Origin of the sequence: Kitasatospora sp. NPDC093550 (assembly GCF_044764985.1) — a bacterium.
Taxonomy (GTDB): domain Bacteria; phylum Actinomycetota; class Actinomycetes; order Streptomycetales; family Streptomycetaceae; genus Kitasatospora.
In genome coordinates, this window is the sequence record NZ_JBIWJF010000015.1 from 67744 (window position 1) to 92034 (window position 24291).

Here is a 24291-nt window from a genome sequence, read left to right on the forward strand (position 1 = left end):
GGTCTAACCCTCTTCTCCTGCCGCGTGGTTGGCGCGTTCGGCGAGCCGCCGGAGGTGCTCGCGCAGCTCCGGCGGCTCGTGCACCTCGAAGGCGCGGTCCAACGACAGCAGCCGCATCGCCGTCCACTCCAGGGAGTCGGAGCGGGAACGCAGCCGGCAGCTGTGCTCGTCGACCGGCTCGATCTCGGAGTCGCCCGGGCGGAAGCGCTGCCGGACCAGCTCGGCCGGGGCGTGCACGGTGGCGACCACGGTGCCGCTCGGGGACGGGCGGCGCAGCTTGCCCGCCACGTACGCGGCGGCGTCCTCGGCCGGGAGCGGGCGCGGGGTGAAGCGGGCGCCGGTGGCGAAGGGCTCGCTCAGCCGGTCGACCCGGAACAGCCGCCAGTCCGCGCGGTCCAGGTCGTAGCCGACCAGGTACCAGCGGCGGCCGACCGAGACCAGCCGCTCGGGCTCGACGTTGCGGCTCGTCCCGGTGCCGTCGTACGAGCGGTACGCGAAGCGCAGTCGTTCGTGGTTGGTGACGGCCCCGGCGATCAGTGTGAGGTCGTCCGGGTCGACGGTCGGGCCGTCCCCGCCGAGCAGCGGCACGGTCGCGTTGTTGAGCGCGCCGACCCGGTGCCGCAGTCGGCCGGGCAGTACCTGGAGCAGTTTGCCGAGCGCCCGGACCGAGGCCTCCTCGATGCCGACCACCGCGTGACCGGCGCCCGCCCGCAGCCCCACCGCGATCGCCACCGCCTCCTCGTCGTCCAGCAGCAGCGGCGGCATCGCCGTACCCGCGACCAGCCGGTAGCCGCCGACCGCGCCCATGGTGGCCTGCACCGGGTAGCCGAGGTCGCGCAGCCGGTCGATGTCGCGCCGGATCGTCCGGGGGCTGACGCCGAGCCGCTCGGCCAGCTCGCTGCCGGGCCACTCGCGCGGCGTCTGGAGCAGGGACAGCAGGTTCAGCAGCCGGGCCGGGGTGTCGGTCATGCCGTCCAGCATGCCGGATGAAGTGGGACAGGATCTGACCTAGATGGCCCGTACCGTCGTGGACGTCGAGATGAGCGGGAAGAGCGAGAAGTCGAGGAGTACCGAATGACTGCGGCGGGAGCCGACCGGCGGAGGTGGATCGCGCTGGCGATCGTGATGGTGGCCTCCTTCATGGACCTGGTGGACGTCACCATCGTCAACATCGCCATCCCCAGCATCCAGGCGGACACCGGCGCCTCCTTCAGCGCCGTGCAGTGGGTCACCGGCGGGTACGCGCTGGCCTTCGCGATCGGGCTGATCACCGGCGGGCGGCTGGGCGACATCCACGGCCGCAAGCGGCTGTTCCTGATCGGGATCGGCGGCTTCACCCTGGCCTCCGCGCTCTGCGGGCTGGCCACCGGGCCGGAGATGCTGGTCGCGACCCGGCTGCTGCAGGGCGGGACGGCGGCGCTGATGGTGCCGCAGGTGCTGTCGATCATCCACGCGACCTTCCCGGCGGAGGAGCGCGGCAAGGTGTTCGGCATGTTCGGCGCGGTGGTCGGACTGGGCGCCGTCTCCGGTCCGATGATCGGTGCGCTGCTCACCGAGTGGGACCTGTTCGGCCTGGCCTGGCGGCCGATCTTCCTGATCAACCTGCCGGTCGGCATCGCGGGCCTGCTGCTCGGGCGCCGCTTCATCGACGAGTCGAAGGCCGACCAGGCGCTGAAGCTCGACCTGGTGGGCGTGCTGCTGGCCAGCCTCGGCCTGCTGATGCTGATCTACCCGCTGACGCACGGGCGGGAGGCGGGCTGGCCGCTCTGGGGCTACCTGTCGATGGCCGGCAGCCTGCCGGTGTTCGCCCTGTTCGTGGCGTACGAGAAGGTCAAGACGCGGCGGGACGGCTCCCCGCTGGTGGAGCTCGCGCTGTTCCGGGTGAAGTCCTTCGCGGCCGGGATCTGCGTGCAGCTGGCCTTCGGCGTGGCGCTCGGCATCTTCTTCCTGGTCTGGACGCTCTACATGCAGGTGGGCCTGGGCTGGAGCCCGCTCAAGGCCGGCGCGACCGGCATCCCGTTCTCGATCGCGGTCTCGGTGGCGGCCGGGCTGTCGGTGCAGCAGCTGGTGCCGCGGTTCGGGCGCAAGGTGCTGCAGGCGGGCGCGCTGGTGATGGCCGCGGGCGTGCTCACCTACATCTGGGAGGCCGACCGGTACGGGACGGCGATCGCGCCCTGGCAGATGGCGCTGCCGCTGGTGGTGATGGGCCTCGGCATGGGGCTGATCGTCGCGCCGATCACGGACGCGGTGCTGGCCGAGGTGCCGCGCGAGCACGCCGGTTCGGCCTCCGGGCTGATCAACACCGTGCAGCAGGTGGGGAACGCGCTCGGGCTCGGACTGGTGTCGGTGGCCTTCTTCGGGGCGATGGACGACGTGGTCCCGCCGGAGGCGGTCGGCACGGCGTTCGGCGGGGCCTTCGTGCACGCGCTGTGGTGGGTCGCGGGGGTGCTGCTGGCGGTGTTCCTGCTGATGTTCGCGCTGCCGCGGCGGCGCGGGGCGGCGGTCGCCGCCGCCGGTGCCGAGGACGCGGCGGAGGACCGGGAGACCGTGCTGGTCTGACCGGTTCCGTCGGCACCGGTTCTCCAGCCGGCACCGGTCCGCCGTCCGGCACCGGTACGGCACCGGGCGCCGGGCGGGGAACGAGGGCCTCGGTCGCACTGCGCGGCCGGGGCCCTCGGTGCATGCTGGGAGAGCCATGGAACGTACGGCGGTGGACTCCTCGGTGCTGCGCTCGGTCGGCTACGACCCGGTGGCGCGGGTGCTGGAGCTGGAGTTCACCGGTGGGTCGGTGTACCGGTACGCGGGGGTTCCGGCGCGGGTGCACCGGGAGTTGCTGGCGGCGGAGAGCCTCGGGCGGTACTTCCTCCGGCGGGTCCGCGGGCGGTACGACTACGCCCGCCTGGACGCCGGGGCCCGCTGAGCGCTGTCGGGTGCGCCCGTCCACCGGGTGCCGGGCACGGCGCTACCGGCCGGCGGTCGCCGCCGCGGCCGTCGTGCGGGTGGTGGTGCGGGGCTTGGCGGCGGCCTTGGCCTCCTTCGCGGCGCGCTTCATCTCCTGCTTGAACTCCCGCACCAGGACGAGGGATTCGGGACCGGTGATGTCGGCGACCGAGCGGTGCGCGCCCTCCTCGCCGTAGGCGCCGGCCGCCTCGCGCCAGCCCTCGGGCCGGACGCCGTACTGCTTGCCGAGCAGGGCGAGGAAGATCTGCGACTTCTGCTTGCCGAAGCCGGGCAGGGCGTTGAGGCGGCTCAGCAGTTCCTTGCCGGTGCGGACGTCCTTCCACAGCGCGGCGGCGTCGCCGTCGTACTGCGCGACCAGGAACTGGCAGAGTTGCTGCACCCGTTTGGCCATCGCGGCCGGATAGCGGTGGACGGCGGGTTTCGCGGAGAGGAGCGCGACGAACTCCTCCGGGTTGTAGGTGGCGATCTCGTGGGCGTCCAGGTCGTCCCGGTCGAGGCGCTGCGCGATGGTCAGCGGGCCGGTGAACGCCCACTCCATCGGGACCTGTTGGTCGAGCAGCATGCCGACGAGCGCGGCGAGCGCACTCCGTCCGAGCAGTTCGTCGGCCTCGGGCTGCTGTGCGAGCCGAACGGTGACGTTCATGGGCTTGCCCTCCTCGGAGTTGACGTCGGGTCGGCGCCCAGTCTGGTGGACGCGGGGTTGACGGGGGCCGTCAACACGCCCGTACCGGGGGAAGTCTTGGTGTTCCAGGCCTTGCCATGCCTGCTTTGTTCGTTGGCGGAGCGGTTGTTGGGGGTCTGCGGGGTCGGCGCGGAATATTTTTTGCCCGCGCCGGTCACATCCCTCGCGGGCGCCGGGTCAGAGGAGTGTCGAACCGAACAGCCATCGAGTGGGGAGCACTTCAATGTCCGTCGCCTGCACCGTCGTCACCGTCCTCGGCGCCCTCATGGTCGGCTTCTCGGCCTACTCGGTCTTCGCCGGCGCCGAGTACGTCGTGAAGCCCCTCGCCGACTACGGCGTCCCGCGCGCCTGGTGGACCTGGCTCGGCGTCGCCAAGGCGGCCGGCGCCCTCGGCCTGCTGGTCGGCCTCGCCGTCCCGGCCGTCGGCTACGCCGCCGCCGTCGGCGTGGTGCTCTACTTCCTCGGCGCCGTCCTCACCGTGATCCGGGCCCGCGCCTACGCCCACATCCCCTTCCCGCTCGTCTACGCCGCGCCGGCGGCGGCCTCGCTGGTCCTGGGACTGGCGGTCTGAGCGGGCGGGCCGGGGCCCCGGGACTCGGCCTTCGCAGGGGCGGACCGCGATCGCGGTCCGCCCCTGTCGGTCGTGTTCGGGGCGGGGCTCGGGATCCGGCGCGGGGCGCGTGGGGGTGGGGGTGCGCTCGGCCGGGTGGGTGGTTCGGGTGGGGCGGGAGGGGCAGGGGGGGGGGGCCGTACGTACGTTCCGGGGCTGGTCGGTCGCTCGGGCGATCGTTCGATCTGGGGTTCGAGCAGGTGGGTCATCTCATATGACTGTTCCTGTTGTGCCGGTGTGGCGTCCGGGTGGCGGGTCATTCTTGGTCCAAACGACGCGTCCAGAAAGGCTCGCCCGCCGTGACCCAGCCGTTCGAACTGCCGTCCTTCTACGTGCCGCACCCGGCACGCCTCAACCCCCATCTGGACGAGGCGCGGACCCATTCCACCGACTGGGCCCGGGAGATGGGCATGCTGGAGGGCTCCGGCATCTGGGACCAGGCGGACCTGGAGGCCCACGACTACGGCCTGCTCTGCGCCTACACCCACCCGGACGCCTCCGCCGAGGCGCTGTCGCTGGTCACCGACTGGTACGTCTGGGTCTTCTTCTTCGACGACCACTTCCTCGACATGTACAAGCGCACCAACGACCGGGAGGCGGGCAAGGCGCACCTGGACCGGCTGCCGCTGTTCATGCCGGCCGACCCGGCCACCCCGGTGCCGGAGCCGGAGAACCCCGTCGAGGCGGGCCTGGCCGACCTCTGGCGGCGGACCGTGCCGGCGATGGGCGAGGACTGGCGGATCCGGTTCGCGCGGAGCACCCGCAACCTGCTGAACGAGTCGCTCTGGGAGCTCGCCAACATCGACGCGGGACGGGTCGCCAACCCGGTCGAGTACATCGAGATGCGCCGCAAGGTCGGCGGCGCGCCGTGGTCCGCGCAGCTGGTCGAGTACGCCGCCGGGGCCGAGGTGCCGAAGGAGGTGTCCGGCTCTCGGGCGCTGCGGGTGCTGATGGACGCCTTCTCCGACGGCGTGCACCTGCGCAACGACATCTTCTCGTACCAGCGGGAGGTGGAGGACGAGGGCGAGCTGAGCAACGGCATCCTCGTGCTGGAGCGGTTCCTGGAGTGCACCACCCAGGAGGCCGCCGAGGCGGTGAACGACCTGCTCACCTCGCGGCTCCAGCAGTTCGAGAACACCGTGTTCACCGAACTGCCCGTGCTGTTCGCGGAGACCGGGCTGGACCCGGAGGGCCGCGCGAGGGTCATGGCGTACGTCAAGGGTCTGCAGGACTGGCAGTCCGGCGGGCACGAGTGGCACCTGCGCTCCAGCCGGTACATGAACGGCGGTGGGGCGTCGGCGGGTTCGGGCGGCGAGGTGGCACCCGGGGCGGGTGGCGCGCTGCCGGGGCTGCCGGGCTTGTCGGGGCTGCCGGGACCGTCGGGTGCCGGACGGTGGTGGGACCAGTACGCGATCGGCGGCATCGGGACCTCGGCGCTGGACATCCTGCGGGGTGGGGGCGCGGGTGCCGCGAGCGGGGCCGAGGCCGTCGCGGACGGGGTGGCCGGGGCGGACGGACCGGGCGGGGTGGCCGCCGCGAGCGGGGCGGTCGGTCCGGCCGAGCGGCGGGCGCGTTCGCACGCGCACGTGCCGTTCCAGGCCGTCGGGCCCTCCCTGCTGCCCGAGTTCACGCTGCCGTACGAGCGCAGGCTGAGCCCGCACCTGGACGGCGCCCGGGAGCGTGCGGTCGAGTGGGCCGGGCGGATGGGCCTGCTGGAGGCCGACCCGGCCGTCCCCGGATCCGGTATCTGGGACACCGAGGCGATCCGGGACTACGACCTCGCGCTCTGCTCGGCCGGCCTGTACCCGGAGGCCACCGCCGACCAACTCGACCTCGCCACCGGCTGGTTGGTGTGGGGCACCTGGGCCGACGACTACTACCCGAGGATCTTCGGGCGCGCCCGCGACCTGGCCGGGGCCAAGGCCACCAACGCGCGGCTGTCGCTGTTCATGCCGGTGGACGGCACCCCCGCGCCGGAGCCCGTCAACGCGCTGGAACGCGGGCTCGCCGACCTCTGGGGGCGCACCGCCGTCCTGCTGGACACCGAGGGCCGGGAACGGTTCCGCGCGGCGGTCGAGATCATGTTGGAGGCCTGGGCCTGGGAACTGGCCAACGCGATCCAGCACCGGATCCCGGACCCGGTGGACTACCTGGAGATGCGCCGCTCCACCTTCGGCTCCGAGCTCACCACCAGCCTGTGCCACATCGGCCACGGTGGGACCGTCCCGGACGAGGTGTACGACCACGGCTCGATGCGCGCGCTGGAGCACTCCGCGATGGACTACGCGTGCATGATGAACGACCTCTTCTCGTACCAGAAGGAGATCGAGTACGAGGGCGAGTTGCACAACGTCGTCCTGGTGGTGCAGTCCTTCTTCAACTGCGACTACGCGGCGGCGGTCCGGATCGTCGACGACCTGATGCACTCCCGGCTGAGTCAGTTCCAGCACGTGGCGCAGCTGGAACTCCCGGTCATGTACGAGGACTTCGGGCTGGAACCGGCGGCCAGGAAACTGCTCGACGGGTACGTCGGCGAGCTGGAGAACTGGCTCACCGGCATCCTGGGCTGGCACGAGGGCTGCCGCCGGTACGGCGAGGCGGACCTGGAACGGCACTTCGGTGCCGAGCGGGACCTGGCGGCGGCCGCGCGGGCGCGGCGGGCGGCGGGGCACTCCGGGGCGCTGCCGGGTGCGGCCGTTCCGGTGGCGCCTGTGCCGGCGGTGTCCGAGCGGTCGGTGCCGGAGCCGGCGGTGTCCGAGCGGTCGGTGCCGGAGCCGGCGGTGCCGGTGCCGAGCGGTGTGGTGCCGCTGGGCCCGACCGGTCTGGGCACGAGCTCGCTGCGGCCGCCGCTGAGCGGGGCGGTGCCGAAGCACTGAGCGGCCGGCGCGCGCGCAAGCGCCGCCTGAGTCTCCGGCGCACCCGTGCGGGCCATCCCGCGCGGGTGCGCCGCGTCGTGGCTAGGCTGACGAGTCGGGGGTCGGCGTGCGCCTGCCGGCGTGCGCACTTCGCCGCACACGAGGGCAGAGAGATGGCTGCGCTACCTGAGGGCACACCCTGTTGGGTCGACGCGATGTTCACCGACGTGGAAGGCGCGAAGGCCTTCTACGGAGACGTACTCGGCTGGACCTTCGGCGAGAGTTCGTCGGAGTTCGGCAACTACACGCAGGCCTACTCGGACGGCAAGGCGGTGGCCGCGGTCGTCCCGCCGATGCCCGGTGAACAGGTGCAGTCGGCCTGGTGCCTGTACCTGGCCTCGCCGGACGCCGGGGCCACCGCCGCGCGGATCCGCGCCAACGGCGGCGAGGTGGTCATGGGGCCGATGCAGGTCGGCGACTTCGGCACGATGGTGATCGCCAAGGACCCGGGCGGCGTCGTGTTCGGTGTCTGGCAGGCCGAGCGGCACGAGGGCTTCGAGAAGCAGGGCGAGCCCGGTGCGTACAGCTGGGCCGAACTGGTGACCCGGGAGCCGGGGAAGGCGGACGCCTTCTTCCCGGCGGTCTTCCCCTACGGCGTGAAGAAGATGGACTCCGAGGAGTTCGACTACCGGATGTTCCAGGTCGGCGACCGGCCGGTGCTGGGCCGGATGGGGGCGGAGGGCGACTTCCTGCCGCCCGAGGCGCCCTCGTACATCAGCGTCTACTTCGCCGTGGACGACACCGACGCCGCGATCGAGCGGCTGACGGCGCGCGGCGGAAAGGTCCACTTCGGGCCGATGGACAGCCCGTTCGGGCGGTTCGCGGCGGTCGGTGACCCGCAGGGTGCGGCCTTCGGGATCATCGACCTCGGACGGACCGTCGGCGACCAGCCGAACACGGTGGACGTCTGATGGGGGAGCGCGAGGACCTCGTCGAGACGCTCGACACCCACCGCGGCCTGCTGCGGCGCACCGTCCGCGACCTCACCGACGCCCAGGCGGCCGAGCGGACCACGGTCAGCGAGCTGTGCCTGGGCGGGCTGATCAAGCACGTGGCGGCGGTCGAGGCGCGGTGGGTGCGGTTCATGACCGGCGGCGCCGAGGCCATGCGGGCCGGGGACGCGGACCCGACCGGGGAGGACGCCGCCGCGGCGTGGCAGGCCCAGTTCCGGATGGTCGAGGGCGAGACGCTGGCCGGGCTGCTCGCCGAGTACGAGCGGGTGGCGCGCGGGACGGACGAACTGGTCCGCACCCTGCCCGACCTCGACCTCAGCCACCTGTTGCCGCCGGCGCCGTGGTTCGAGCCGGGCGCGACCTGGTCGGCCCGGCGGGTGCTGCTGCACGTGATCGCCGAGACCGCGCAGCACGCGGGGCACGCGGACATCATCCGGGAGTCGTTGGACGGGGCGAAGTCGATGGGGTGAGGGCGGCCGGCGTCGGGGGCGGCGGGTGTCGGGGGCGGGAGGTGTCGGGGGCAGGTCGTCGAGGGCGGGGGAGGGCGTCAGGGGGCTTCGACGCCGAGGAGTTCGCGGAGCGCCCGGCCGCCGTCCGGGGTGACCCGCAGGGCCCGGCCGGAGCCGATCCGTTCCACCCAGGCGCGGTCCAGGGCGGTCCGGCAGAGTGCCGCGCCCAGCGCGCCGCCGAGGTGGCTGCGGCGCTCCGTCCAGTCCAGGCAGCTGCGCACCACCGGGCGCCCGCCGCGGCGGCCCGTGCGTGGCGGCAGCTCGATCGCCTGCGCGGCCAGCCAGTCCCGGCCGCGCTCGGTGACGGCCAGCCCGGCCTCGTCGGCGACCAGGCCGCGGGCGAGCAGCGCGTCGGCGACGGCCACGCCGAGGCGGCCGGCCAGGTGGTCGTAGCAGGTCCGGGCGCGGGCTTCGGCGCTCAGCCGGGTGGCCTCGCCCAGGTTGCGGGGCGCCGGGGTGCCGGGGCCGCCGGACTCGGCGAAGGACGTCAGGTCTTCGAGCAGGGTGGCCACGGCGGGCGAGGCGATCCGGACGTAGCGGTGCCGGCCCTGCCGTTCCTCGGCGAGCAGGCCGCCCGCGATCAGCCGCGACAGGTGCTCGCTGGCCGTGGACGGTGCGACGCGGGCGCTCCGGGCCAGTTCGCCGGAGGTCCAGGCGCGGCCGTCGAGCAGCGCGGAGCAGAAGGCGGCGCGGGTCGGATCGGCGAGCAGGGCGGCGAGGGCGGCGAGCGCCGCGCCGCCGTGGCCGGAGGGCCGCCGGGGCGGGGAGCCGGGGCCGGCGGGGGAGTTCGGGCGCGGGGTCGGTGGGCGGGGCTCGGAGGGGTGGGGTTCCGAGGCGCGGGGTGTCGGGGGCATGCCTCCATGGTCGCTCCGGCACAGTTCGGCGGGGGCCGAAACGAGCCGGGGCCACGATGACGGCATGAGCGAAACGACGGTGGTCTCCGGCTCCGGAACCATGACCTTCTCCCACTACGACGACGTCACGGCGGCCCTCGCCGATCCGGCGCTGGTCCCGCTGCCCGCGGCGCCCGTCGCCCCGGGCGCGCCCGCCGGGGTGGCCTGGCTGCGGGCCACCGTCGCCCGGTTCAGCTCCGGCGAAGCGCACGCCCGGCGCCGGGCGCTGGTGCTGGCCGATCTGGCGCGGCTGGACCCGGCCGCGCTGCGGGTGGCCGCCGCGGGCGGCTTCGAGACGGACGTACGGCTGCGCGTGGTGCGGGTGCTGGCGTGGGCGCTCGGGCTGGCCGATCCGGAGGCCGTGGCGCGGGACGTCGCGACGGTCGCCCGCTCGTACTTCGCGGACGCGCCGGAGGACCCGGAGGCGGACGCGGCGGTGGCCCGGCTGCTGCCGGCGGTGGGCCTGGCCGGCGGCGCGGTCGAGGGGGACGGCGCTGCGGGTGACCCGGACGGCGGCGCGGCCGACCCGGCCCGTGAGACTGCTGCCAACCGGATCGGTCTGCTGGTCCAGGCCTGCGACGCCACCGCGGCGCTGGTGGAGCGGGCCCGTGGGCACCGGGACGGACTCGTCGGCGCGCTGCGCGAGGACCCGCCGGTGCGCGTGATGCGCCGGCTCGCCTCCCGGGCGACCGAGGTCGGCGGGGCCGCCGTACCGGCCGGAACGCAGGTGGTGCTGGACATCGCGGCCGCCCAGACGGAGGCGCCGGACGGCGTGGCACTCGGCTTCGGCGCCCCGCCGCGGATCTGCCCGGGCCGCTCGCACGCCCTGGTCCTCGCGGAGGGCATCCTGTTCGGCGCCTCCGACCCGGCGGACCCGTACGTGGCGGACGTGGGCGCGGCGGACCCGGACGTGGCGGAATCCGGCCCGGAGGAGGTGCTCGGCAAGGCCGAACTCGCTTCACTGGTGCCGGAGATGGTCGACCACGTGCTCACCGTGGCCGCGTCCTGGACGGCCTGGGACGGCCGCCCGATCGTCAACGAGGACGGTCGAACCTACGCACCGCACAAGGCCGTTCGCCGTGTCAGCGACCATCTCCTCGACCACCTGGCCGAGTTGGACGCCAGGATGGCCGGCGAGCCGACCGAGCCGGACCACTGGCACGCCTCCCACACCACCACCCCGGCCGACCTCGCCCCGTTCACCGCCGCCGACCTGGACGAGGCCCGCAGCCGTCTCACCCGGCTGGCCGGCATCTGGTCCCGCCGGGTGGCCGCCCTGCCGGAGGCCGTCCTGGACCACTCGCCCGGTACCGGCTGGAGCTTCCGGCGGATCGTCCACCACGTCGCGGGGTCCGGGTACTACGCGGATTCCGTGGGGTGCCTCCGGCGGCCGGAATGAGGCCGTCGGCCGCACGAGCCCGCATCAGTCCGTCCGAGCAGCACCGAGGAGACCGCGCCATGACCCCCGGAACCCCCATCACCCCCTTCGCCGCCCTGCACCACCGCCCCGGCCGTCCGCTGCTGCTCCCCAACGCCTGGGACCACGCCTCGGCCGTCGCCCTCGCCGCCGCGGGCCACGCCGCGATCGGCACCACCAGCCTGGGGGTGGCGGCCGCGGCCGGGCTGCCCGACGGCGCGGCCGCCACCCGCGCGGAGACCGTACGGCTGGCGCGGCGGCTCGGGCGCGGCGACTTCCTGCTGAGTGTCGACGCGGAGTCCGGCTTCAGCGACGACCCGGACGAAGTCGCCGAGCTGGCCGTCGAGTTGGCGAAGGCGGGAGCGGTCGGCATCAACCTGGAGGACGGTCGGGCGGACGGCACGCTGGCGCCGGTCGACGTCCACGCGGCGAAGGTGGCGGCGGTGAAGGCGGCCGTGCCGGAGCTGTTCGTGAACGCCCGTACCGACACCTACTGGTGCGGGCAGGACGACCCCGAGCCGGAGACCCTCCGGCGCCTGGAGGCGTACCAGGGGGCGGGCGCGGACGGCGTGTTCGCCCCCGGGCTGGTCGAGCCGACGGCCATCGCCCGGCTGGTCGGCGCCCTCTCCGTCCCGCTCAACATCCTCTGGACGCCGACCGGTCCGGCGCTCGCCGAGCTGGCCGCGCTCGGGGTGGCCCGGGTCAGCCTGGGCTCACTGCTCTACCGCTCCGCGCTGGCGGCGGCGGTGGCGACGGCGGGCGCCGTCGCCACGGGCGATCCGGTCGGGCCGGTGCCGGGCTACGCGGAGGTGCAGGCGTTCAACGAGCTTTAGCGCAGCCGGAGTTCAGTTCGCGTGGTGGCCGGCGGTCCGGGCCGCCCAGGCGGCCTCGACGCCGTCGAGGATGAGCCGGACGCCGCTGCGGAAGGCGGAGTCCCGGCCAGCCTCGATCTCCTGGCCCACGTGGGCGGTGTAGAGCCGGTGCAGTCGCGGGTGGTCCTTGGTGGCCTCGGTGACGGCGGGCAGGAGCTGCTCCATCCACTCCTGCTCGTCCCGGCCGCGCTTGGCCAGCGCGCTCAGCCAGGCGGCCTCCACGGTGGCCGAGCCGATGGTGTAGCCCATGACGACGCCCATCGCCTCGTTGGCGTCGACGAGGTCGAGCCCGGAGGTCTCCAGCAGGGTCAGGAAGGCCTCGGACAGCCGCATCCAGCTGGGGCCGAAGTAGACCATCCCGACGTCGCCGATCACCGAGACCATCCACGGATGGCGCAGGATGACCGCGCGCACGCCTTCGGCGCACTCTTCGATGGCGGGGCGCCAGGCCTTCGGGCCGCTCGTGGCGGAGTCCGGCTCCGGCAGCGGGATCTCGGAGAAGACCTGGTCGACGGCGAGGGCGAGCAGCTCGTCCTTGTTGGCGACGTGGGTGTACAGCGAGGTGGCGCCGGCGTTGAGGCGGGCGCCGAGCTTGCGCATGCTCAGCGCCTCGGCGCCGTCGCTGTCGAGGAGGGCGAGGGCCTCGGCCACGATCTGTTCGCGGCTGAGGGCGGGCTGCTCCCGGCGGGGTCGCTGCGGTCGGGTCCACAGCGAGGGGATGCCCGCCGTACCGTCCTCCGACTTGGCCGTCATCCGGCTCTCCTTCGTCTCTCGTCGTCCGGATCAGCATAAGTCGTTCCGCACACCGTACGGCGTTGCGAACAGTGTGCGGCGTCCGTACAGTGTTCGGAGCGGCGCACACCGTACCCGTGGGGACGGAGGGCGGTGTGCCCGCTCCGGCTTTCCGACGGGTTCGCGAAGGCCGCGAAGGTCGCGAAGTGCGAGAAGTACGAGAAGTGCGAGAAGTTCAAAGGGGGAACGCGGTGGAACGGAATCCGCGGCGCTGGTTCATCCTGGTCGTGCTCTGCCTCAGCAGCCTGGTGCTGGTGATCGACAACATGGTGCTCACGGTGTCCATCCCGCCCATCGCGGAGGACCTCGGGGCCGGGGCCCAGGACATCCAGTGGATCATCGATTCGTACATCCTGGTCTTCGCCGGCCTGCTGCTCACCTCGGGCAGCCTCTCCGACCGCTTCGGGCGGCGGAAGGTGATGATCGTCGGACTGGCGTTGTTCGGCGCCGCCTCCCTGGTCGCGGCCGTCGCCGACAGCCCCGGCCAGCTGATCGCCGGGCGCGTCCTGATGGGCGTCGGCGGTGCGCTGGTCATGCCGAGCACGCTCTCCATCCTGATCACCGTCTTCGACGACGACGAGCGGCCGAAGGCGATCGCCGCCTGGAGCGCGGTGGCCATGGTCGGACTGGTCGGCGGGCCGGTGCTCGGCGGTGCGCTGATCGCGCACTTCTGGTGGGGCGCGGTCTTCCTGCTCAACGTGCCGGTCGCGGCGGTCGCGATCCTCGCGGCGGTGCTGCTGATGCCGGAGTCCAAGGGGCCGTGGCGGCGCCCCGACCTGCCGGGCATGGTGCTGTCGATGGTCGGCATGACGGCGCTGGTCTGGTCGATCGTCGTGCTGCCGCGCGACGGCTTCACCAGCGCGGGCACGCTCGGCGCGATGGCCGTCGCGGTGGCCGCGCTGACCGGGTTCGCCGTCCGGCAGGTCCGTACCGACTCGCCGATGGTCCCCCTCAAGCTGTTCCGCAACCGGGTGTTCACCGGCGCCAGCTTCTCGCTCGTCCTGCTGACCTTCGCCACCGGCGGGCTGATGCTGGTGCTCACCCAGTACCTGCAGTTCGTGCTGGAGTTCTCGCCCACCGACACCGGGCTGGCCTTCATCCCGCTCGCCGTCGCCTCGCTGGTCTTCAACGGGGTGGGCGCCGCGCTCGGCAAGAAGGTCCCGGCGCGGGTGCTGACGGCCGTCGGCATGCTCGTCATCGCGGGCGGCTTCGGACTGCTGGCCACCCTCTCGGTCGGCGACGGCTTCACCAAGGTCGCCCTCGCCATGCTGGTGCTCGGCGTCGGCTCCGGTCTCGGCATGCCGGCCGCCGCCAACGCGCTGATGAGCGCGATCCCCGGCGAGCACGCGGGCGTCGGCTCCGCGCTCAACGACACCATCCAGCAGTCCGGCGCCGCGCTCGGCGTGGCCGTCCTCGGCACCGTCCTGTCCGCCACCTACACCGGCGCGATGCCCGACGGCGCCCCCGCCGCCGCGCGCCACGACATCACCGGCGCGCTCGCGGTCGCGGGTTCCACGGGTTCCACGGGCTCCACGGGCGACGGCGGGCTGGTCGCGGCGGCCCGCGAGGCGTTCAACACGGCCACCTCCACCACCTTCACGGTGGGCGGCATCGCGGTGGTGGCGGCCGCGGCGCTCACCCTGGTGCTGATGCGCGGGGGCGGGGCCGCGGGTGGTGCGGCGGACGCCGGGGATGCGGCGGCCGGGGCGGAACCGCTCGTGGACACGGCCGGCTGAGCCTCGGCCCGGACGGCCTGGTCGCGGGCGCCCGTTCGCCTGCTCGCTCGCCTGCCCGCCTGCCCGCCCGCTCGCCTGCCCGCCTGCCCGCCCGCTCGCCTGCCCGCTCGCCTGCTCGCCGCGGCCGGGCGCTCCCGGGTGCGGGCGCGTAGCCTTCGTCCCATGCCCCCCGAGTACGTCGAGCGCGCGTCCCGGCTGCTGCCCGGTGCGGTCGTCTGGACGAAGGGGGCCGTCGGCGTCGGCGACGGTGCCGCGGGCGGCCCGGTGCTGCCCGACGGCTGCATGGACCTGCTGTGGACGGAGGGCCGACTGCTGGTCGCCGGCCCCGACACCCGGGCGTTCCGCCCCGGACCCGGGCTGCCGGGCCCGTGGGCGGGCGTGCGCTTCCGCCCCGGCACCGCGCCCGCACTGCTCGGCGTCCCCGCGTACGAGCTGAGGGACCGCCGGGTCGACCTGGCCGACCTGCGAGCGGGCGCGGAGGTGCGGCGACTCACCGAGCGGATCGACGCGGCACCCGACCCGGCCGCCGCGCTGGAGGCCCTGGCGCTGCGCCTGGCGGCCGCGGCGCCGCCCGAGGACCCGCAGGTCCGGGCGGTGGTCGCCGCACTCGCCGCCGGCCGCTCCGTCTCGGCGACGGCCGAGGCGGTCGGCCTCGGCGCACGGCAGCTGCACCGCCGCTCGCTCGCCGCCTTCGGCTACGGGCCCAAGACGCTCGCCCGCGTCCTGCGCATGCAGCGCGCCCTCGCACTGGCCCGCACCGGCGTCCCGCTCGCCGAGACGGCGGCCCGGACGGGTTACGCGGATCAGGCCCATCTGGCGCGTGACATACGGGAGTTGGCGGGCATGCCGGTGACCGCCCTGCTGCGCGCCCAGGGCGCCTCCGGCGCGGCCTAGCCGAGCGGCGCGAGCAGGTCCACCCCATTGCCGTCCGGGTCGTGCACCACGGCGTACCGCTGGCCCCAGAAGGCGTCCCAGGGCTTCAACTCCCCGTGGTACCCGGCGCCCGTCAGCTCCTCGTACAGCGCGTCCACGTGCGCGGGGCTCTCGCAACGGAACGCCAGCGCCGTACGCCCACCGCCGGACGGCGGCTGCCAGGCGGGGTGGAACGAACGGATGGTGGACTCGGCGTCCAGCACCAGGAGCAGCCCGCCGGGCAACTCGGCCTCGACGTGCGGCTCCTGCTCGACACCGTCGGGGAACGCGATGCCGAGCCGCCGGTAGAAGGCGATCGAGGCGGCCACCTCCGAGACGGCGAGCCCGATGAAGGCGAACCGCGGTGCGGCGTCGATGGTTCCTGCGGTACCAGGGGTGCCCGTGGGGCTGGGTGTGCTGGTCATGCCCGTCACGCTAGGCGGCCCGGACACGGCGGGTCTTGAACGATTCGGACATCCGGTCAGTCGGTCCGGGGGTCCTCCTCCTGCAGGAGTTCGACGATGATCTCGATGCCGAGCGCGTAGGCCGGGGTGCCCGAGGTGATGAGCGCGGTCTCGGCGACTCCGATGAGGTCGGCGATGCCGGCGCCCGCGTGGAGTGCTCCCCGGGCGTGGATCCGGGCCGGTTCGGCTCGGCCGAGGGACAGCAACTGACCGAAGTGGACCAACTGCTGTACGCGGCCACCGAGCGGGCTGTCGGCCAGCACGATGTGCCGCAGGGCCGTGAACGCCTCTTCGGTGGGGAGCCGGCCGTAGGACCGGGCCACCCGCAGACGGTCCTCCACCGCGTGGGGGACGGCTCCGAGCGTCGCGCGGTAGCGGTCCCGCAGGGCTTCGGCACGCTCGGCGTCTGTGCGGTCGCTGGAGGCCCGGCCGGTGGAGGCGCGATCGGCGACGGTGTGGTCGGGGACGGCGTGGCCGGCGACGGTGTGGTCGGCGAGGGTGGGATCGGTCATGACGCGACCCGGGCGATCGAGGCCTGGACGGCTTCCAGGGCGCCCTCGGGGAAGTCCACCGCCCCGCCGATCGCGGCGGCGGCGATCTCGGCCTCGGCGCTCTCCTCGATCGCCACCACCAGGTGGGCGGCGGCCGCGGCGTCCGGGCCGAACACCAGCAGCCCGTGGTTGGCCAGGAGGACCGCGGACGTCGTCGGGCGCCGGTCCAGGACGTCGGCGATGCCCCGGACCGACACGTCCGACCCGCGCGGCCCCCAGGGCACCACCGGCACCTCCTCGGGCTGTCCGAAGCGGAGCATCGGCTCGGTGCGGCACGGCAGCGGCCGGTGGGCGACCGCGAAGGCCGTCGCGGCGGGCGAGTGGGTGTGGATGATCGCGCCCACCTGCGGGCGGGCGCGGTAGACGACGCTGTGCATGGTGATGATCTCGGCGCTGACGGAGCGCAGTTCCCCCGCCAGGACCTGCCCGTCGAGACCGACGGTCGCCAGCTGGTCGGCCTCCAGGTCGCGGACGAACCCCGGGGTCAGCAGGAAGCGGTCGGCGTCGAGCCTGACGCTCAGGTTGGCGTGCCCGGAGTGCGACATCACCCCCGCCACGAACAGTTGCCGGGCGGCCTCGACGAGCTGGTGGGCCCGGCTCTTCCCTGCGGATGCGTCTGTCATCTCGTGGTCTCCCAAATCTCCGTCGGCGGTGGCCGGTTCGCCGCCGCCGCAGCTGCCGGCCACTCTGCGACTTGAACTAAGGTTCAAGTCAAGCGCCGGGACGGGGACCGTAAGAGGAGGGGCGGAGCATGCGCCTGACGATCGGCCAGCTCGCCGAGATCACCGACGTTCCCGCGTCGGCCATCCGGTTCTGGGAACGCCACGGCCTGCTGCCCCCGGCCGAGCGCCAGAGCGGCCAGCGCCGCTATCCGCCGCAGGCCGCCGAGCGGATCGTGCTGCTGCGCAAGTTCCAGCGAGCCGGGCTGAGCCTGGCCGAGGTCAGGGAGTTCCAGCAGGACCAGCCGCGCCGGCAGGCGATGATCCGCGCCAAGATCGCCGAGATCGAGCAGCGCATGGTCGACCTCGACCACGCCCACCAGCTCCTGACCCACGCCCTCCAGTGCGGCAAGACGGACATCGTCGGCTGCCCGACCTTCCGGGACCAGATGGCGACGTGGAACCAGCCCGAATGACGAGGGCTCGGCCGGGCCGAGCCGCGGAAGGGGCGCGTGTAACGCCTTCGAGCGCCGGAGCCAAGTAGAGGTGTAAGGCAGTGCTCGTCGTCCCAAGGAGTCATCCGTGTCAGCGGAGCACCCGATAGCACCACCCTCGCGCGACCCGGCGGCGTTCGCCGTGTTCTACCGGCAGCAGTTCGACACCGTGCTCGGCTTCGTCACCCGGCGCACCGACAGCGTGCACCTGGCCGCCGATCTGACGGCCGACATCTTCCTGACGGCGCTGGAGCAGGCCGACAGTTACGATGCCCGCCGCGGCGCGCCCGCCGCCTGGCTGTACGGGATCTCCCGCAACGTCCTGGCCGCGCACTTCCGCGGCAGTGCCCGCGAGCTCCACGCGGTGGCCAGGATCGCAGGTCAGCGGCTGCTGGACGATCAGGACGTGTCCGCGATCGAGGGTCGCATCGACGCGGCCCGCGAGGCCCGCGGGCTGGCCGGTCGGCATGCCGCCCTGTCCGAGCCGCTGCGCGCGGTGCTGGATCTGGTGGCCGTCGACGGGTTGGCCGTCCGGGAGGCCGCGAAGGTGCTCGGCATCAGTGCGGCCACCGCCCGGGTGCGGCTGCACCGGGCCCGCAAGGCACTGCAGAAGGTCGCTCCGCAGACCAACGCCACCAGCCCGTCCGTGAACGCTCTCCTGGAGGCCGCCTCGTGACCACGCCCCTGAACTTCCAGCAGCAGCTCGGCGCCGAACTCGCCGCCCGCGCCGCGGACCTGCCCGCCGCGGGCACCACGGTCCGGGGTCGGCCGCGCCACACCCGCAGGCTGGTGGCGACCGGCTTCGGGCTGGCCGCCGCGGTCACGGCGGTCGTCCTGATGCCGCACACCGGCGCCACCGGCGTGGCTCCCGCGCCGCAGGCCGGTACCGGCGCCTCCCCGACGGCCGGTGCCCCGACGGCCGGTGCCCCGACGGGCGGTGGCGGCTCGACCGCGGTGCGGCTCAGCACCGCCTCCTACACGGTGACCCCCAACGAGGACGGCACCGTCTCCTTCCAGCTGATCGGTGCCGACTGGTCCGGGCTCCAGGGCGCCCTGCGCTCGGTGGGCGTGCCCGCGCTGGTCATGACGCCCTCGGCCTCCTGCCACACCCCGGTGGCCACCGACAGCAGCCGACTGGAGGCGGTGATGTCGCTGGACCCGAACAACGGCCGCATCGCGATCCTGCACCCCGCCGCCATCCCGCCCGGCGAAAGCCTGCTGCTGCTCAACGTCGCCCCCAAGGGCGCGGTCCACCCGAGCACCGTCGGAAGCCTGGAGATCTCCCTGACCGCGGAGGCCCCCAGCTGCTTCCCCCTCTCCCAGACCAACGGCGTCGGCGTGGGCTGAGCCGGCCGGAACGCCGACAGGCGTCGCGGCCCGGGCCCTCGCCCCCATCGGGGGCCCGGGCCGCGGGCGGAACACGAAGGGTCTCCGGGAGACGACGAGGGGCCCCGACCGGAAACCGGTCGGGGCCCCTCGTGTCATGGAAGTGCACGCTCCGGACCTCACGGAAGACGATCAGTCGACCGCGGATCACGCCTGCCTCCCCGCCAGGCTCTGCGGCGTCCGGCTCACCGTCCGACCGGCCTTGGCGGCCGCTCGGGCGAAGGCGACGGCGTCCAGGGGAGCCGCGCCGCCGGAGTCATTGTTGAAGTACGCGTACACGTCGGCCTCATCCGGCCAGGCTTCGCCGACCCTCGCGACCCAGGTGGCCAGCGACTGCCGGCCGTACCGGGGCGGCGGCTGCGCCAGGCCGGCGTGGAAGCGCAGATAGCCCCAGCCGGCGGTTCGCCACAGGGGCGTGACCGGGCGGGCCCGCCGGTCCGCCCAGCAGAGGGCGGCGCCGCGCCGTTCGAGCACGGCCCGGATCTCCGGCACCCACCATGAATCGTGGCGGGGTTCGACGGCCACTCTCACCCCGGGCGGGAAGCAGCCCAGGCAGCCGTCGAGGACGTCGACGTCCGCCCGCAGGGTGGGCGGGAGCTGGATCAGGACCGGTCCGAGGCGTGAGCCCAGCCCCGCGGCGGCCGACAGGAGCCGCCGCACCGGCTCCTGCGGGTCGTGCAGACGCTTGATGTGCGTGAGATAGCGGCTGGCCTTGAGCGCCATCACGAACCCCTCCGGGGTCCGCTCCCGCCAGGCGGCGAAGGTCTCGGCCGTGGGCAGGCGGTAGAAGGCGTTGTTGTTCTCCACCGTGGCGAAGTGCTGGGCGTACTCCTCCAGCCAGAGCCGCCGCGGCGTCCCCGGCGGGTAGAGGACGCCACGCCAGTCGTCGTACTGCCAGCCCGAGGTGCCGACGTACAGAGGCACACGTCCATGGAAGCACGAACCGCCTGGTGGCCGGTGGCTGCCCGGAGGAGGCGGGTCGGTCCGCAGCGGGACCCGAACGGCAACCGCAGAACGACGAAGGCCCCGACCGGCGAACCGGTCGGGGCCTTCGATCAAGGCGGAGGATACGAGATTCGAACTCGTGAGGGGTTGCCCCCAACACGCTTTCCAAGCGTGCGCCCTAGGCCTCTAGGCGAATCCTCCGTGGGAGAGCTTAGTACATGTTTCGGGGTGGTCGCGACCACCTATCCCGCAGGCCGGGGGGTGGGGGTGGCCTGTGGATCGTCGGGGCCGGGATCCGGTAGTGTGGGGGTCAGCCCCTCGTGTGGCGTTATCTCTCTGAACCCCCCCAGGGCCGGAAGGCAGCAAGGGTAGGAGGGCTCTGGCGGGTGCACGGGGGGTCTTCGCGTTCCCGGGGTGGGGGCGTGCGGGGGCGGGGGAGTGAGGGGCGACGCGTTTGTCCGTCCGTCCCGATATCGTCGGTGGTGTGTCCCTAGCCCTGTACCGCCGCTACCGCCCCGAGACCTTCGCGGAGGTCATCGGGCAGGAGCACGTGACCGCTCCGCTCCAGCAGGCCCTGCGCAACAACAGGGTCAATCACGCGTACCTGTTCAGCGGGCCGCGCGGCTGTGGGAAGACGACGAGCGCGCGCATCCTGGCCCGCTGTCTGAACTGTGAACAGGGGCCGACGCCGACGCCCTGCGGGGAGTGCCAGTCCTGCCGGGACCTGGCGACCGGCGGGCCCGGCTCGATCGACGTGATCGAGATCGACGCCGCCTCGCACGGTGGTGTGGACGACGCGCGTGAGCTGCGCGAGCGGGCGTTCTTCGCGCCGGTGCACAGCCGGTACAAGATCTTCATCCTGGACGAGGCGCACATGGTGACCTCGGCCGGGTTCAACGCGCTGCTCAAGGTGGTCGAGGAGCCGCCGGAGCACCTCAAGTTCATCTTCGCGACCACCGAGCCGGAGAAGGTGATCGGGACGATCCGGTCCCGGACGCACCACTACCCGTTCCGGCTGGTCCCGCCCGGCACGCTGCGCGACTACCTGGCGGACGTCTGCGGCCGCGAGCGCATCCAGGTCGAGGACGCGGTGTTCCCGCTGGTGGTCCGCGCCGGGGCGGGCTCGGTGCGTGACTCGATGTCGGTCATGGACCAGCTGCTGGCCGGGGCCGGCGAGGACGGCGTCACGTACCAGATGGCGACCGCGCTGCTCGGGTACACCGACTCCGCGCTGCTGGACGAGGTGGTGGACGCCTTCGCCGCGCACGACGGGGCGACGGTGTTCCAGGTGATCGACCGGGTGGTCGAGGGCGGGCACGACCCGCGCCGCTTCGTCACCGACCTGCTGGAGCGGCTGCGCGACCTGGTGATCCTGGCCACCGTGCCGGACGCCGGGGAGAAGGGCCTGATCGACGCCCCCGCGGACCGGGTCGCGGTGATGCAGGCGCAGGCGGACGCGTTCGGCGCGGCCGAGCTGAGCCGCGCCGCGGACATCGTCAACACCGGGCTGACCGAGATGCGCGGCAACGCGGCGCCCCGGCTGCAGCTGGAGCTGATCTGCGCCCGGGTGATGCTGCCCGGCGCGTACAGCGACGAGCTGTCGCTGCAGGCGCGGCTGGACAAGCTGGAGCGGCGGGCGGCGGCGGGTGGCTTCGCCGCGCCGATGGCGGTACCGGGGGCCGCGCCGGCGGGGATGCCGGCGGCGGCTCCGGCAGGAGTTCCCGCGGCTGCTCCTGGGGTGGTTCCGGAGGCGCCGGTCGAGGCTCCGGTGCAGGCCGTGCCGGTGGCGGCTCCCGTGCAGCCGGCTCCCGTGCAGGCCCCGCCGCCTGTGGCCGCGCCCGCCGCGCCCGCCGGGCCCGCGCCGGGCGCCTGGCCGATCCCGCGCAGCTTCCCGCCCGCGGGTGGCGGCGCGCCCGCCCCGGCTCCCGCGGCGCCGGCCCCTGCCGCGCCGCAGCCGCAGGCCGCTCCGGCGCCGGTTCCGGTGCCCGCTCCGGCCCCTGCGACGGCTCCCGGCGGGCAGCCGTCGGCCTCCGCGCAGCAGGGCGCGGCGCAGGTCCGGCAGCTGTGGCCGCAGATCCTGGAGGCGGTGAAGAACCGCCGCCGCTTCACCTGGATCCTGCTCAGCCAGAACGGCCAGGTGGCCGGGTTCGACGGCAGTGTGCTCCAGGTGTCGTTCATCAACGCCGGCGCCCGGGACAGCTTCGTCGGCAGCAACAGCGACGACGTGCTGCGCGCCGCGCTGGCCGACGCGCTGGGCGTGGACTGGCGGATCGAGTGCATCGTCGACCCGTCCGGTGGTGCCGGAGCCGCCCCGGGCGGCGGCGCTCCGGGCGGTGCCCAGGGCGGTGGGGGCTGGGGAGCCCCGGCCCGTCCGGCCGCCCCGCCGGCGATGCCGGCGCCCGCCCCTGCTCCGGCGCCCGCGACGGCGCCGCCGGTGCAGGCTCCGCCCGTGCGGTCCGCGCCCGTGCAGGCGCCGCCGGTCGCGGCGCCCCCGTCCCGTCCGGTGCGGTCGGTGGCCCCGGAGGACGACATCCCGGAGGAGGACGACCCGGACCTCAAGGAGGACACGTTCTCCGGCCAGGACCTGATCATCCGCGAGCTGGGGGCGACGGTGCTGGAGGAGATCCACCACCGGGGCGGCTGAGCCGTCGGGGCACCCGAGCAGGACGCAGCACGTAGGCTCGGCGGTGACGTACGACTCACCGCAGACAGCCGTGACAGCAAGGAGAGAGCCGTGTTCCCCGGTGGTGGCCAGCCCAACATGCAGCAGCTGCTGAAGCAGGCGCAGAAGATGCAGCAGGATCTCGCGAAGGCCCAGCAGGAGCTGGCCGAGACGAAGGTGTCCGGTACGGCGGGCGGCGGCCTGGTCGAGGCGACGGTGACCGGCGCCGGTGAGCTGGTGGCGCTGACCATCGCCCCGGCCGCGGTCGACCCGGAGGACACCGAGACCCTGGCCGACCTGATCCTGGCGGCGGTCCGGGACGCGAACCAGACCGCGCAGAAGATGCAGGCCGAGCGCATGGGCCCGCTGACCCAGGGCCTGGGCGGCGGCATCCCCGGCCTGCCGTTCTGAGCCTGCCGCTCTGAGCCCCGCCGTGCCGAGCCGGCTGCGCTGAGCGACGGGGCCCGGAAAAGGTCTGAAGTTCAGACGACAGACCCATGTGATTTATGTGGGAGTCGGGCGTCGGGCGCTGTGTCCGACGCCCGATTCGTTGGATGATGGCACCGGGCACCACCGACCATCCGAAGGAAGGCGCGACGTTGTACGAGGGCGTGGTTCAGGACCTGATCGACGAACTGGGCAGGCTGCCCGGCGTCGGGCCCAAGAGCGCCCAGCGGATCGCCTTCCACGTGCTGCAGGCCGACCCGATCGACGTGCGCCGGCTCGCCCACGCGCTGCTGGAGGTCAAGGACAAGGTCCGCTTCTGCGTGGTCTGCGGCAACGTCGCGGAGGCCGAGCAGTGCCGGGTCTGTCTGGACCCGCGCCGCGACCTCGCCGTCATCTGCGTGGTCGAGGAGCCCAAGGACGTCGTCGCCATCGAGCGCACCCGTGAGTTCCGCGGCCGCTACCACGTGCTGGGCGGCGCGATCAGCCCCATCGAGGGCGTCGGCCCGGACGACCTGCGCATCCGCGAGCTGCTGTCGCGCCTCGCGGACGGCACGGTCACCGAGCTGATCCTGGCCACCGACCCCAACCTGGAGGGGGAGGCGACCGCCACCTACCTGGCCCGGCTCTGCAAGCCGATGGGCCTGAAGGTGACCCGTCTGGCGAGCGGCCTGCCCGTCGGCGGGGATCTGGAGTACGCGGACGAGGTCACCCTCGGCCGCGCCTTCGAAGGGAGACGACTGCTCGATGTCTGACCGGACGATCAACCAGCAGCACACCCACGCGCACGGCTCGGAGCCCGACGACTTCGCCGTGCAGATCGCCGACTCGGTGGAGAGCTTCGTGCTCGCCGTCACCGAGGTCGCCAAGGGCGACGAGCCGGGCAGCGCGGTCTCGCTGCTGCTCCTGGAGGTCTCGCAGCTGCTGCTGGCCGGAGGCCGGCTGGGTGCCATCGAGGACGTCGTCCCGGAGGACCGCTTCGAGCCCGACGCCGGTCCCGAGCCGGACGGCGAGCAGCTGCGCGAGCGGCTGGCCGAGCTGCTCGCGCCGATCGACGTCTACCACGAGGTCTTCGACCCGTACGGCCCGCCGGAGAAGCCCAACGCCTTCCGGATCTCCGACGACCTGGCCGGCGTGGTCAGCGAGCTGCAGCACGGGCTGACGCACTACCGCGAGGGCCGGGTCAGCGAGGCGCTGTGGTGGTGGCAGTTCTCCTACCTCTCCAACTGGGGCACGACCTGCAGCGCGGTGCTGCGGGCGCTGCAGTCGCTGATCGCGCACGTCCGGCTGGACAGCCCGATCGGCGCGGTGCCGGACGGCGCGGACACCGACGACGACGGGCTCACCGACGAGCAGCTGGAGCAGCAGGCCGGGGACCTGATGGCGGCCGAGCTGGGGTTGCAGCGGTAGGTCCGCGGCGCGGTGCTGCGCCGG

General features: G+C 73.8%; 25 protein-coding genes, 1 tRNA gene and 1 other RNA gene. 18 read left to right on the forward strand and 9 right to left on the reverse strand.

What is annotated here, in order from left to right:
* Positions 1-3: 3 nt before the first annotated feature.
* Entirely contained in the window at positions 4-969 is a 966-nt protein-coding gene (locus ACIRD3_RS24040) for a helix-turn-helix transcriptional regulator (protein ID WP_402220142.1), read from the reverse strand.
* A gap of 105 nt (positions 970-1074) precedes the next feature.
* On the opposite strand from ACIRD3_RS24040, the gene ACIRD3_RS24045 reads away from it, so the two are divergent.
* Together ACIRD3_RS24045 and ACIRD3_RS24050 are read left to right on the forward strand one after the other, a co-directional pair.
* A complete protein-coding gene (locus ACIRD3_RS24045; protein WP_402220144.1) occupies positions 1075-2559 on the forward strand; it encodes an MFS transporter in 1485 nt (494 codons plus the stop codon).
* A gap of 136 nt (positions 2560-2695) precedes the next feature.
* The gene (locus ACIRD3_RS24050; protein ID WP_402220146.1) at positions 2696-2920 is read left to right on the forward strand and encodes a KTSC domain-containing protein; all 225 of its coding nucleotides are present in this window, start codon (positions 2696-2698) and stop codon (positions 2918-2920) included.
* A 42-nt stretch (positions 2921-2962) separates the two neighbouring features.
* Here the strand turns inward: ACIRD3_RS24050 and ACIRD3_RS24055 are convergent, their stop codons facing one another.
* Positions 2963-3604, reverse strand: coding sequence for an HhH-GPD-type base excision DNA repair protein (locus ACIRD3_RS24055; protein WP_402220149.1), 642 nt, complete (start codon positions 3602-3604; stop codon positions 2963-2965).
* Between the two features lie 262 nt (positions 3605-3866).
* On the opposite strand from ACIRD3_RS24055, the gene ACIRD3_RS24060 reads away from it, so the two are divergent.
* The 4 genes from ACIRD3_RS24060 to ACIRD3_RS24075 all read left to right on the forward strand — a co-directional run bounded on the left by ACIRD3_RS24060 (position 3867) and on the right by ACIRD3_RS24075 (position 8591).
* The gene (locus tag ACIRD3_RS24060; protein ID WP_402220152.1) at positions 3867-4214 is read left to right on the forward strand and encodes a DoxX family protein; all 348 of its coding nucleotides are present in this window, start codon (positions 3867-3869) and stop codon (positions 4212-4214) included.
* 338 nt (positions 4215-4552) lie between these two features.
* Complete coding sequence (locus tag ACIRD3_RS24065; protein ID WP_402220154.1) at positions 4553-7129, forward strand: germacradienol/geosmin synthase; 2577 nt, start codon at positions 4553-4555, stop codon at positions 7127-7129.
* A gap of 152 nt (positions 7130-7281) precedes the next feature.
* Positions 7282-8079, forward strand: a complete 798-nt coding sequence (locus tag ACIRD3_RS24070; protein ID WP_402220156.1) for a VOC family protein — start codon at positions 7282-7284, stop codon at positions 8077-8079.
* A complete protein-coding gene (locus ACIRD3_RS24075) occupies positions 8079-8591 on the forward strand; it encodes a DinB family protein (RefSeq protein ID WP_402220159.1) in 513 nt (170 codons plus the stop codon). The genes ACIRD3_RS24070 and ACIRD3_RS24075 overlap by 1 nt, the downstream gene beginning before the upstream one ends.
* A gap of 77 nt (positions 8592-8668) precedes the next feature.
* On the opposite strand, the gene ACIRD3_RS24080 is transcribed toward ACIRD3_RS24075, so the two are convergent.
* Positions 8669-9484, reverse strand: a complete 816-nt coding sequence (locus ACIRD3_RS24080; RefSeq protein ID WP_402220161.1) for an ArsR/SmtB family transcription factor — start codon at positions 9482-9484, stop codon at positions 8669-8671.
* A 64-nt stretch (positions 9485-9548) separates the two neighbouring features.
* On the opposite strand from ACIRD3_RS24080, the gene ACIRD3_RS24085 reads away from it, so the two are divergent.
* Complete coding sequence (locus tag ACIRD3_RS24085; RefSeq protein WP_402220163.1) at positions 9549-10922, forward strand: hypothetical protein; 1374 nt, start codon at positions 9549-9551, stop codon at positions 10920-10922.
* A 59-nt stretch (positions 10923-10981) separates the two neighbouring features.
* Positions 10982-11773, forward strand: a complete 792-nt coding sequence (locus ACIRD3_RS24090; protein ID WP_402220166.1) for an isocitrate lyase/phosphoenolpyruvate mutase family protein — start codon at positions 10982-10984, stop codon at positions 11771-11773.
* A gap of 12 nt (positions 11774-11785) precedes the next feature.
* On the opposite strand, the gene ACIRD3_RS24095 is transcribed toward ACIRD3_RS24090, so the two are convergent.
* Positions 11786-12565 carry a TetR/AcrR family transcriptional regulator gene (locus tag ACIRD3_RS24095; protein ID WP_402220169.1) on the reverse strand — a complete coding sequence of 260 codons (780 nt, stop codon included), beginning with the start codon at positions 12563-12565 and terminating at the stop codon, positions 11786-11788.
* Positions 12566-12795: 230 nt separating this feature from the next.
* Between ACIRD3_RS24095 and ACIRD3_RS24100 the strand changes: the two genes are divergently transcribed.
* Complete coding sequence (locus ACIRD3_RS24100; protein ID WP_402220171.1) at positions 12796-14340, forward strand: MFS transporter; 1545 nt, start codon at positions 12796-12798, stop codon at positions 14338-14340.
* 162 nt (positions 14341-14502) lie between these two features.
* Positions 14503-15234: a helix-turn-helix domain-containing protein gene (locus ACIRD3_RS24105; RefSeq protein WP_402220173.1), complete on the forward strand. Its 732-nt coding sequence runs from the start codon at positions 14503-14505 to the stop codon at positions 15232-15234.
* Here ACIRD3_RS24105 and ACIRD3_RS24110 read toward each other — a convergent pair.
* From ACIRD3_RS24110 to ACIRD3_RS24120, 3 genes are read right to left on the reverse strand one after another with little or no spacing between them, the layout of a single operon-like run.
* Positions 15231-15677 (reverse strand): VOC family protein, encoded by a 447-nt coding sequence (locus tag ACIRD3_RS24110; protein ID WP_402220175.1) that lies wholly within the window; start codon positions 15675-15677, stop codon positions 15231-15233. The two genes, ACIRD3_RS24105 and ACIRD3_RS24110, sit on opposite strands and share 4 nt — an antisense overlap.
* A 56-nt stretch (positions 15678-15733) precedes the next feature.
* A complete protein-coding gene (locus tag ACIRD3_RS24115; RefSeq protein ID WP_402220178.1) occupies positions 15734-16228 on the reverse strand; it encodes a carboxymuconolactone decarboxylase family protein in 495 nt (164 codons plus the stop codon).
* Complete coding sequence (locus tag ACIRD3_RS24120) at positions 16225-16890, reverse strand: class II aldolase/adducin family protein (protein ID WP_402220180.1); 666 nt, start codon at positions 16888-16890, stop codon at positions 16225-16227. Before ACIRD3_RS24120 ends, ACIRD3_RS24115 begins: the two co-directional genes overlap by 4 nt.
* 128 nt (positions 16891-17018) lie before the next feature.
* Between ACIRD3_RS24120 and ACIRD3_RS24125 the strand changes: the two genes are divergently transcribed.
* From ACIRD3_RS24125 to ACIRD3_RS24135, 3 genes are all read left to right on the forward strand, one after another.
* Positions 17019-17402 carry a MerR family transcriptional regulator gene (locus tag ACIRD3_RS24125; protein WP_402220182.1) on the forward strand — a complete coding sequence of 128 codons (384 nt, stop codon included), beginning with the start codon at positions 17019-17021 and terminating at the stop codon, positions 17400-17402.
* A gap of 106 nt (positions 17403-17508) precedes the next feature.
* On the forward strand, positions 17509-18096 hold the full coding sequence (locus ACIRD3_RS24130) for an RNA polymerase sigma factor (RefSeq protein WP_402220184.1): 588 nt from the start codon (positions 17509-17511) through the stop codon (positions 18094-18096).
* Complete coding sequence (locus ACIRD3_RS24135) at positions 18093-18767, forward strand: hypothetical protein (protein ID WP_402220187.1); 675 nt, start codon at positions 18093-18095, stop codon at positions 18765-18767. The genes ACIRD3_RS24130 and ACIRD3_RS24135 overlap by 4 nt, the downstream gene beginning before the upstream one ends.
* A 186-nt stretch (positions 18768-18953) precedes the next feature.
* Here the strand turns inward: ACIRD3_RS24135 and ACIRD3_RS24140 are convergent, their stop codons facing one another.
* On the reverse strand, positions 18954-19730 hold the full coding sequence (locus tag ACIRD3_RS24140; protein WP_402220189.1) for a DUF72 domain-containing protein: 777 nt from the start codon (positions 19728-19730) through the stop codon (positions 18954-18956).
* Between the two features lie 137 nt (positions 19731-19867).
* A tRNA-Ser gene (locus ACIRD3_RS24145) sits at positions 19868-19952 on the reverse strand.
* Positions 19953-20060: 108 nt separating this feature from the next.
* Here ACIRD3_RS24145 and ffs point away from each other — a divergent pair.
* From ffs to ACIRD3_RS24170, 5 genes are all read left to right on the forward strand, one after another.
* Positions 20061-20157, forward strand: an RNA gene (gene ffs, locus ACIRD3_RS24150) — signal recognition particle sRNA small type.
* A 78-nt stretch (positions 20158-20235) separates the two neighbouring features.
* Positions 20236-22395, forward strand: coding sequence for a DNA polymerase III subunit gamma and tau (locus ACIRD3_RS24155; protein WP_402220191.1), 2160 nt, complete (start codon positions 20236-20238; stop codon positions 22393-22395).
* A 90-nt stretch (positions 22396-22485) separates the two neighbouring features.
* On the forward strand, positions 22486-22824 hold the full coding sequence (locus tag ACIRD3_RS24160; RefSeq protein WP_402220194.1) for a YbaB/EbfC family nucleoid-associated protein: 339 nt from the start codon (positions 22486-22488) through the stop codon (positions 22822-22824).
* A 188-nt stretch (positions 22825-23012) separates the two neighbouring features.
* Positions 23013-23612: a recombination mediator RecR gene (gene recR, locus ACIRD3_RS24165; protein WP_402220407.1), complete on the forward strand. Its 600-nt coding sequence runs from the start codon at positions 23013-23015 to the stop codon at positions 23610-23612.
* The gene (locus tag ACIRD3_RS24170) at positions 23605-24267 is read left to right on the forward strand and encodes a DUF5063 domain-containing protein (RefSeq protein ID WP_402220195.1); all 663 of its coding nucleotides are present in this window, start codon (positions 23605-23607) and stop codon (positions 24265-24267) included. The genes recR and ACIRD3_RS24170 overlap by 8 nt, the downstream gene beginning before the upstream one ends.
* The last annotated feature ends 24 nt before the right edge of the window (positions 24268-24291 follow it).

Coding starts and splice junctions, on each gene's coding strand:
- ACIRD3_RS24040 (WP_402220142.1), bottom strand. CDS start 969: ATGACCGACACCCCGGCCCGGCTGCTGAACCTGCTGTCCCTGCTCCAG.
- ACIRD3_RS24045 (WP_402220144.1), top strand. CDS start 1,075: ATGACTGCGGCGGGAGCCGACCGGCGGAGGTGGATCGCGCTGGCGATC.
- ACIRD3_RS24050 (WP_402220146.1), top strand. CDS start 2,696: ATGGAACGTACGGCGGTGGACTCCTCGGTGCTGCGCTCGGTCGGCTAC.
- ACIRD3_RS24055 (WP_402220149.1), bottom strand. CDS start 3,604: ATGAACGTCACCGTTCGGCTCGCACAGCAGCCCGAGGCCGACGAACTG.
- ACIRD3_RS24060 (WP_402220152.1), top strand. CDS start 3,867: ATGTCCGTCGCCTGCACCGTCGTCACCGTCCTCGGCGCCCTCATGGTC.
- ACIRD3_RS24070 (WP_402220156.1), top strand. CDS start 7,282: ATGGCTGCGCTACCTGAGGGCACACCCTGTTGGGTCGACGCGATGTTC.
- ACIRD3_RS24075 (WP_402220159.1), top strand. CDS start 8,079: ATGGGGGAGCGCGAGGACCTCGTCGAGACGCTCGACACCCACCGCGGC.
- ACIRD3_RS24080 (WP_402220161.1), bottom strand. CDS start 9,484: ATGCCCCCGACACCCCGCGCCTCGGAACCCCACCCCTCCGAGCCCCGC.
- ACIRD3_RS24085 (WP_402220163.1), top strand. CDS start 9,549: ATGAGCGAAACGACGGTGGTCTCCGGCTCCGGAACCATGACCTTCTCC.
- ACIRD3_RS24090 (WP_402220166.1), top strand. CDS start 10,982: ATGACCCCCGGAACCCCCATCACCCCCTTCGCCGCCCTGCACCACCGC.
- ACIRD3_RS24095 (WP_402220169.1), bottom strand. CDS start 12,565: ATGACGGCCAAGTCGGAGGACGGTACGGCGGGCATCCCCTCGCTGTGG.
- ACIRD3_RS24105 (WP_402220173.1), top strand. CDS start 14,503: ATGCCCCCCGAGTACGTCGAGCGCGCGTCCCGGCTGCTGCCCGGTGCG.
- ACIRD3_RS24110 (WP_402220175.1), bottom strand. CDS start 15,677: ATGACCAGCACACCCAGCCCCACGGGCACCCCTGGTACCGCAGGAACC.
- ACIRD3_RS24115 (WP_402220178.1), bottom strand. CDS start 16,228: ATGACCGATCCCACCCTCGCCGACCACACCGTCGCCGGCCACGCCGTC.
- ACIRD3_RS24120 (WP_402220180.1), bottom strand. CDS start 16,890: ATGACAGACGCATCCGCAGGGAAGAGCCGGGCCCACCAGCTCGTCGAG.
- ACIRD3_RS24125 (WP_402220182.1), top strand. CDS start 17,019: ATGCGCCTGACGATCGGCCAGCTCGCCGAGATCACCGACGTTCCCGCG.
- ACIRD3_RS24170 (WP_402220195.1), top strand. CDS start 23,605: ATGTCTGACCGGACGATCAACCAGCAGCACACCCACGCGCACGGCTCG.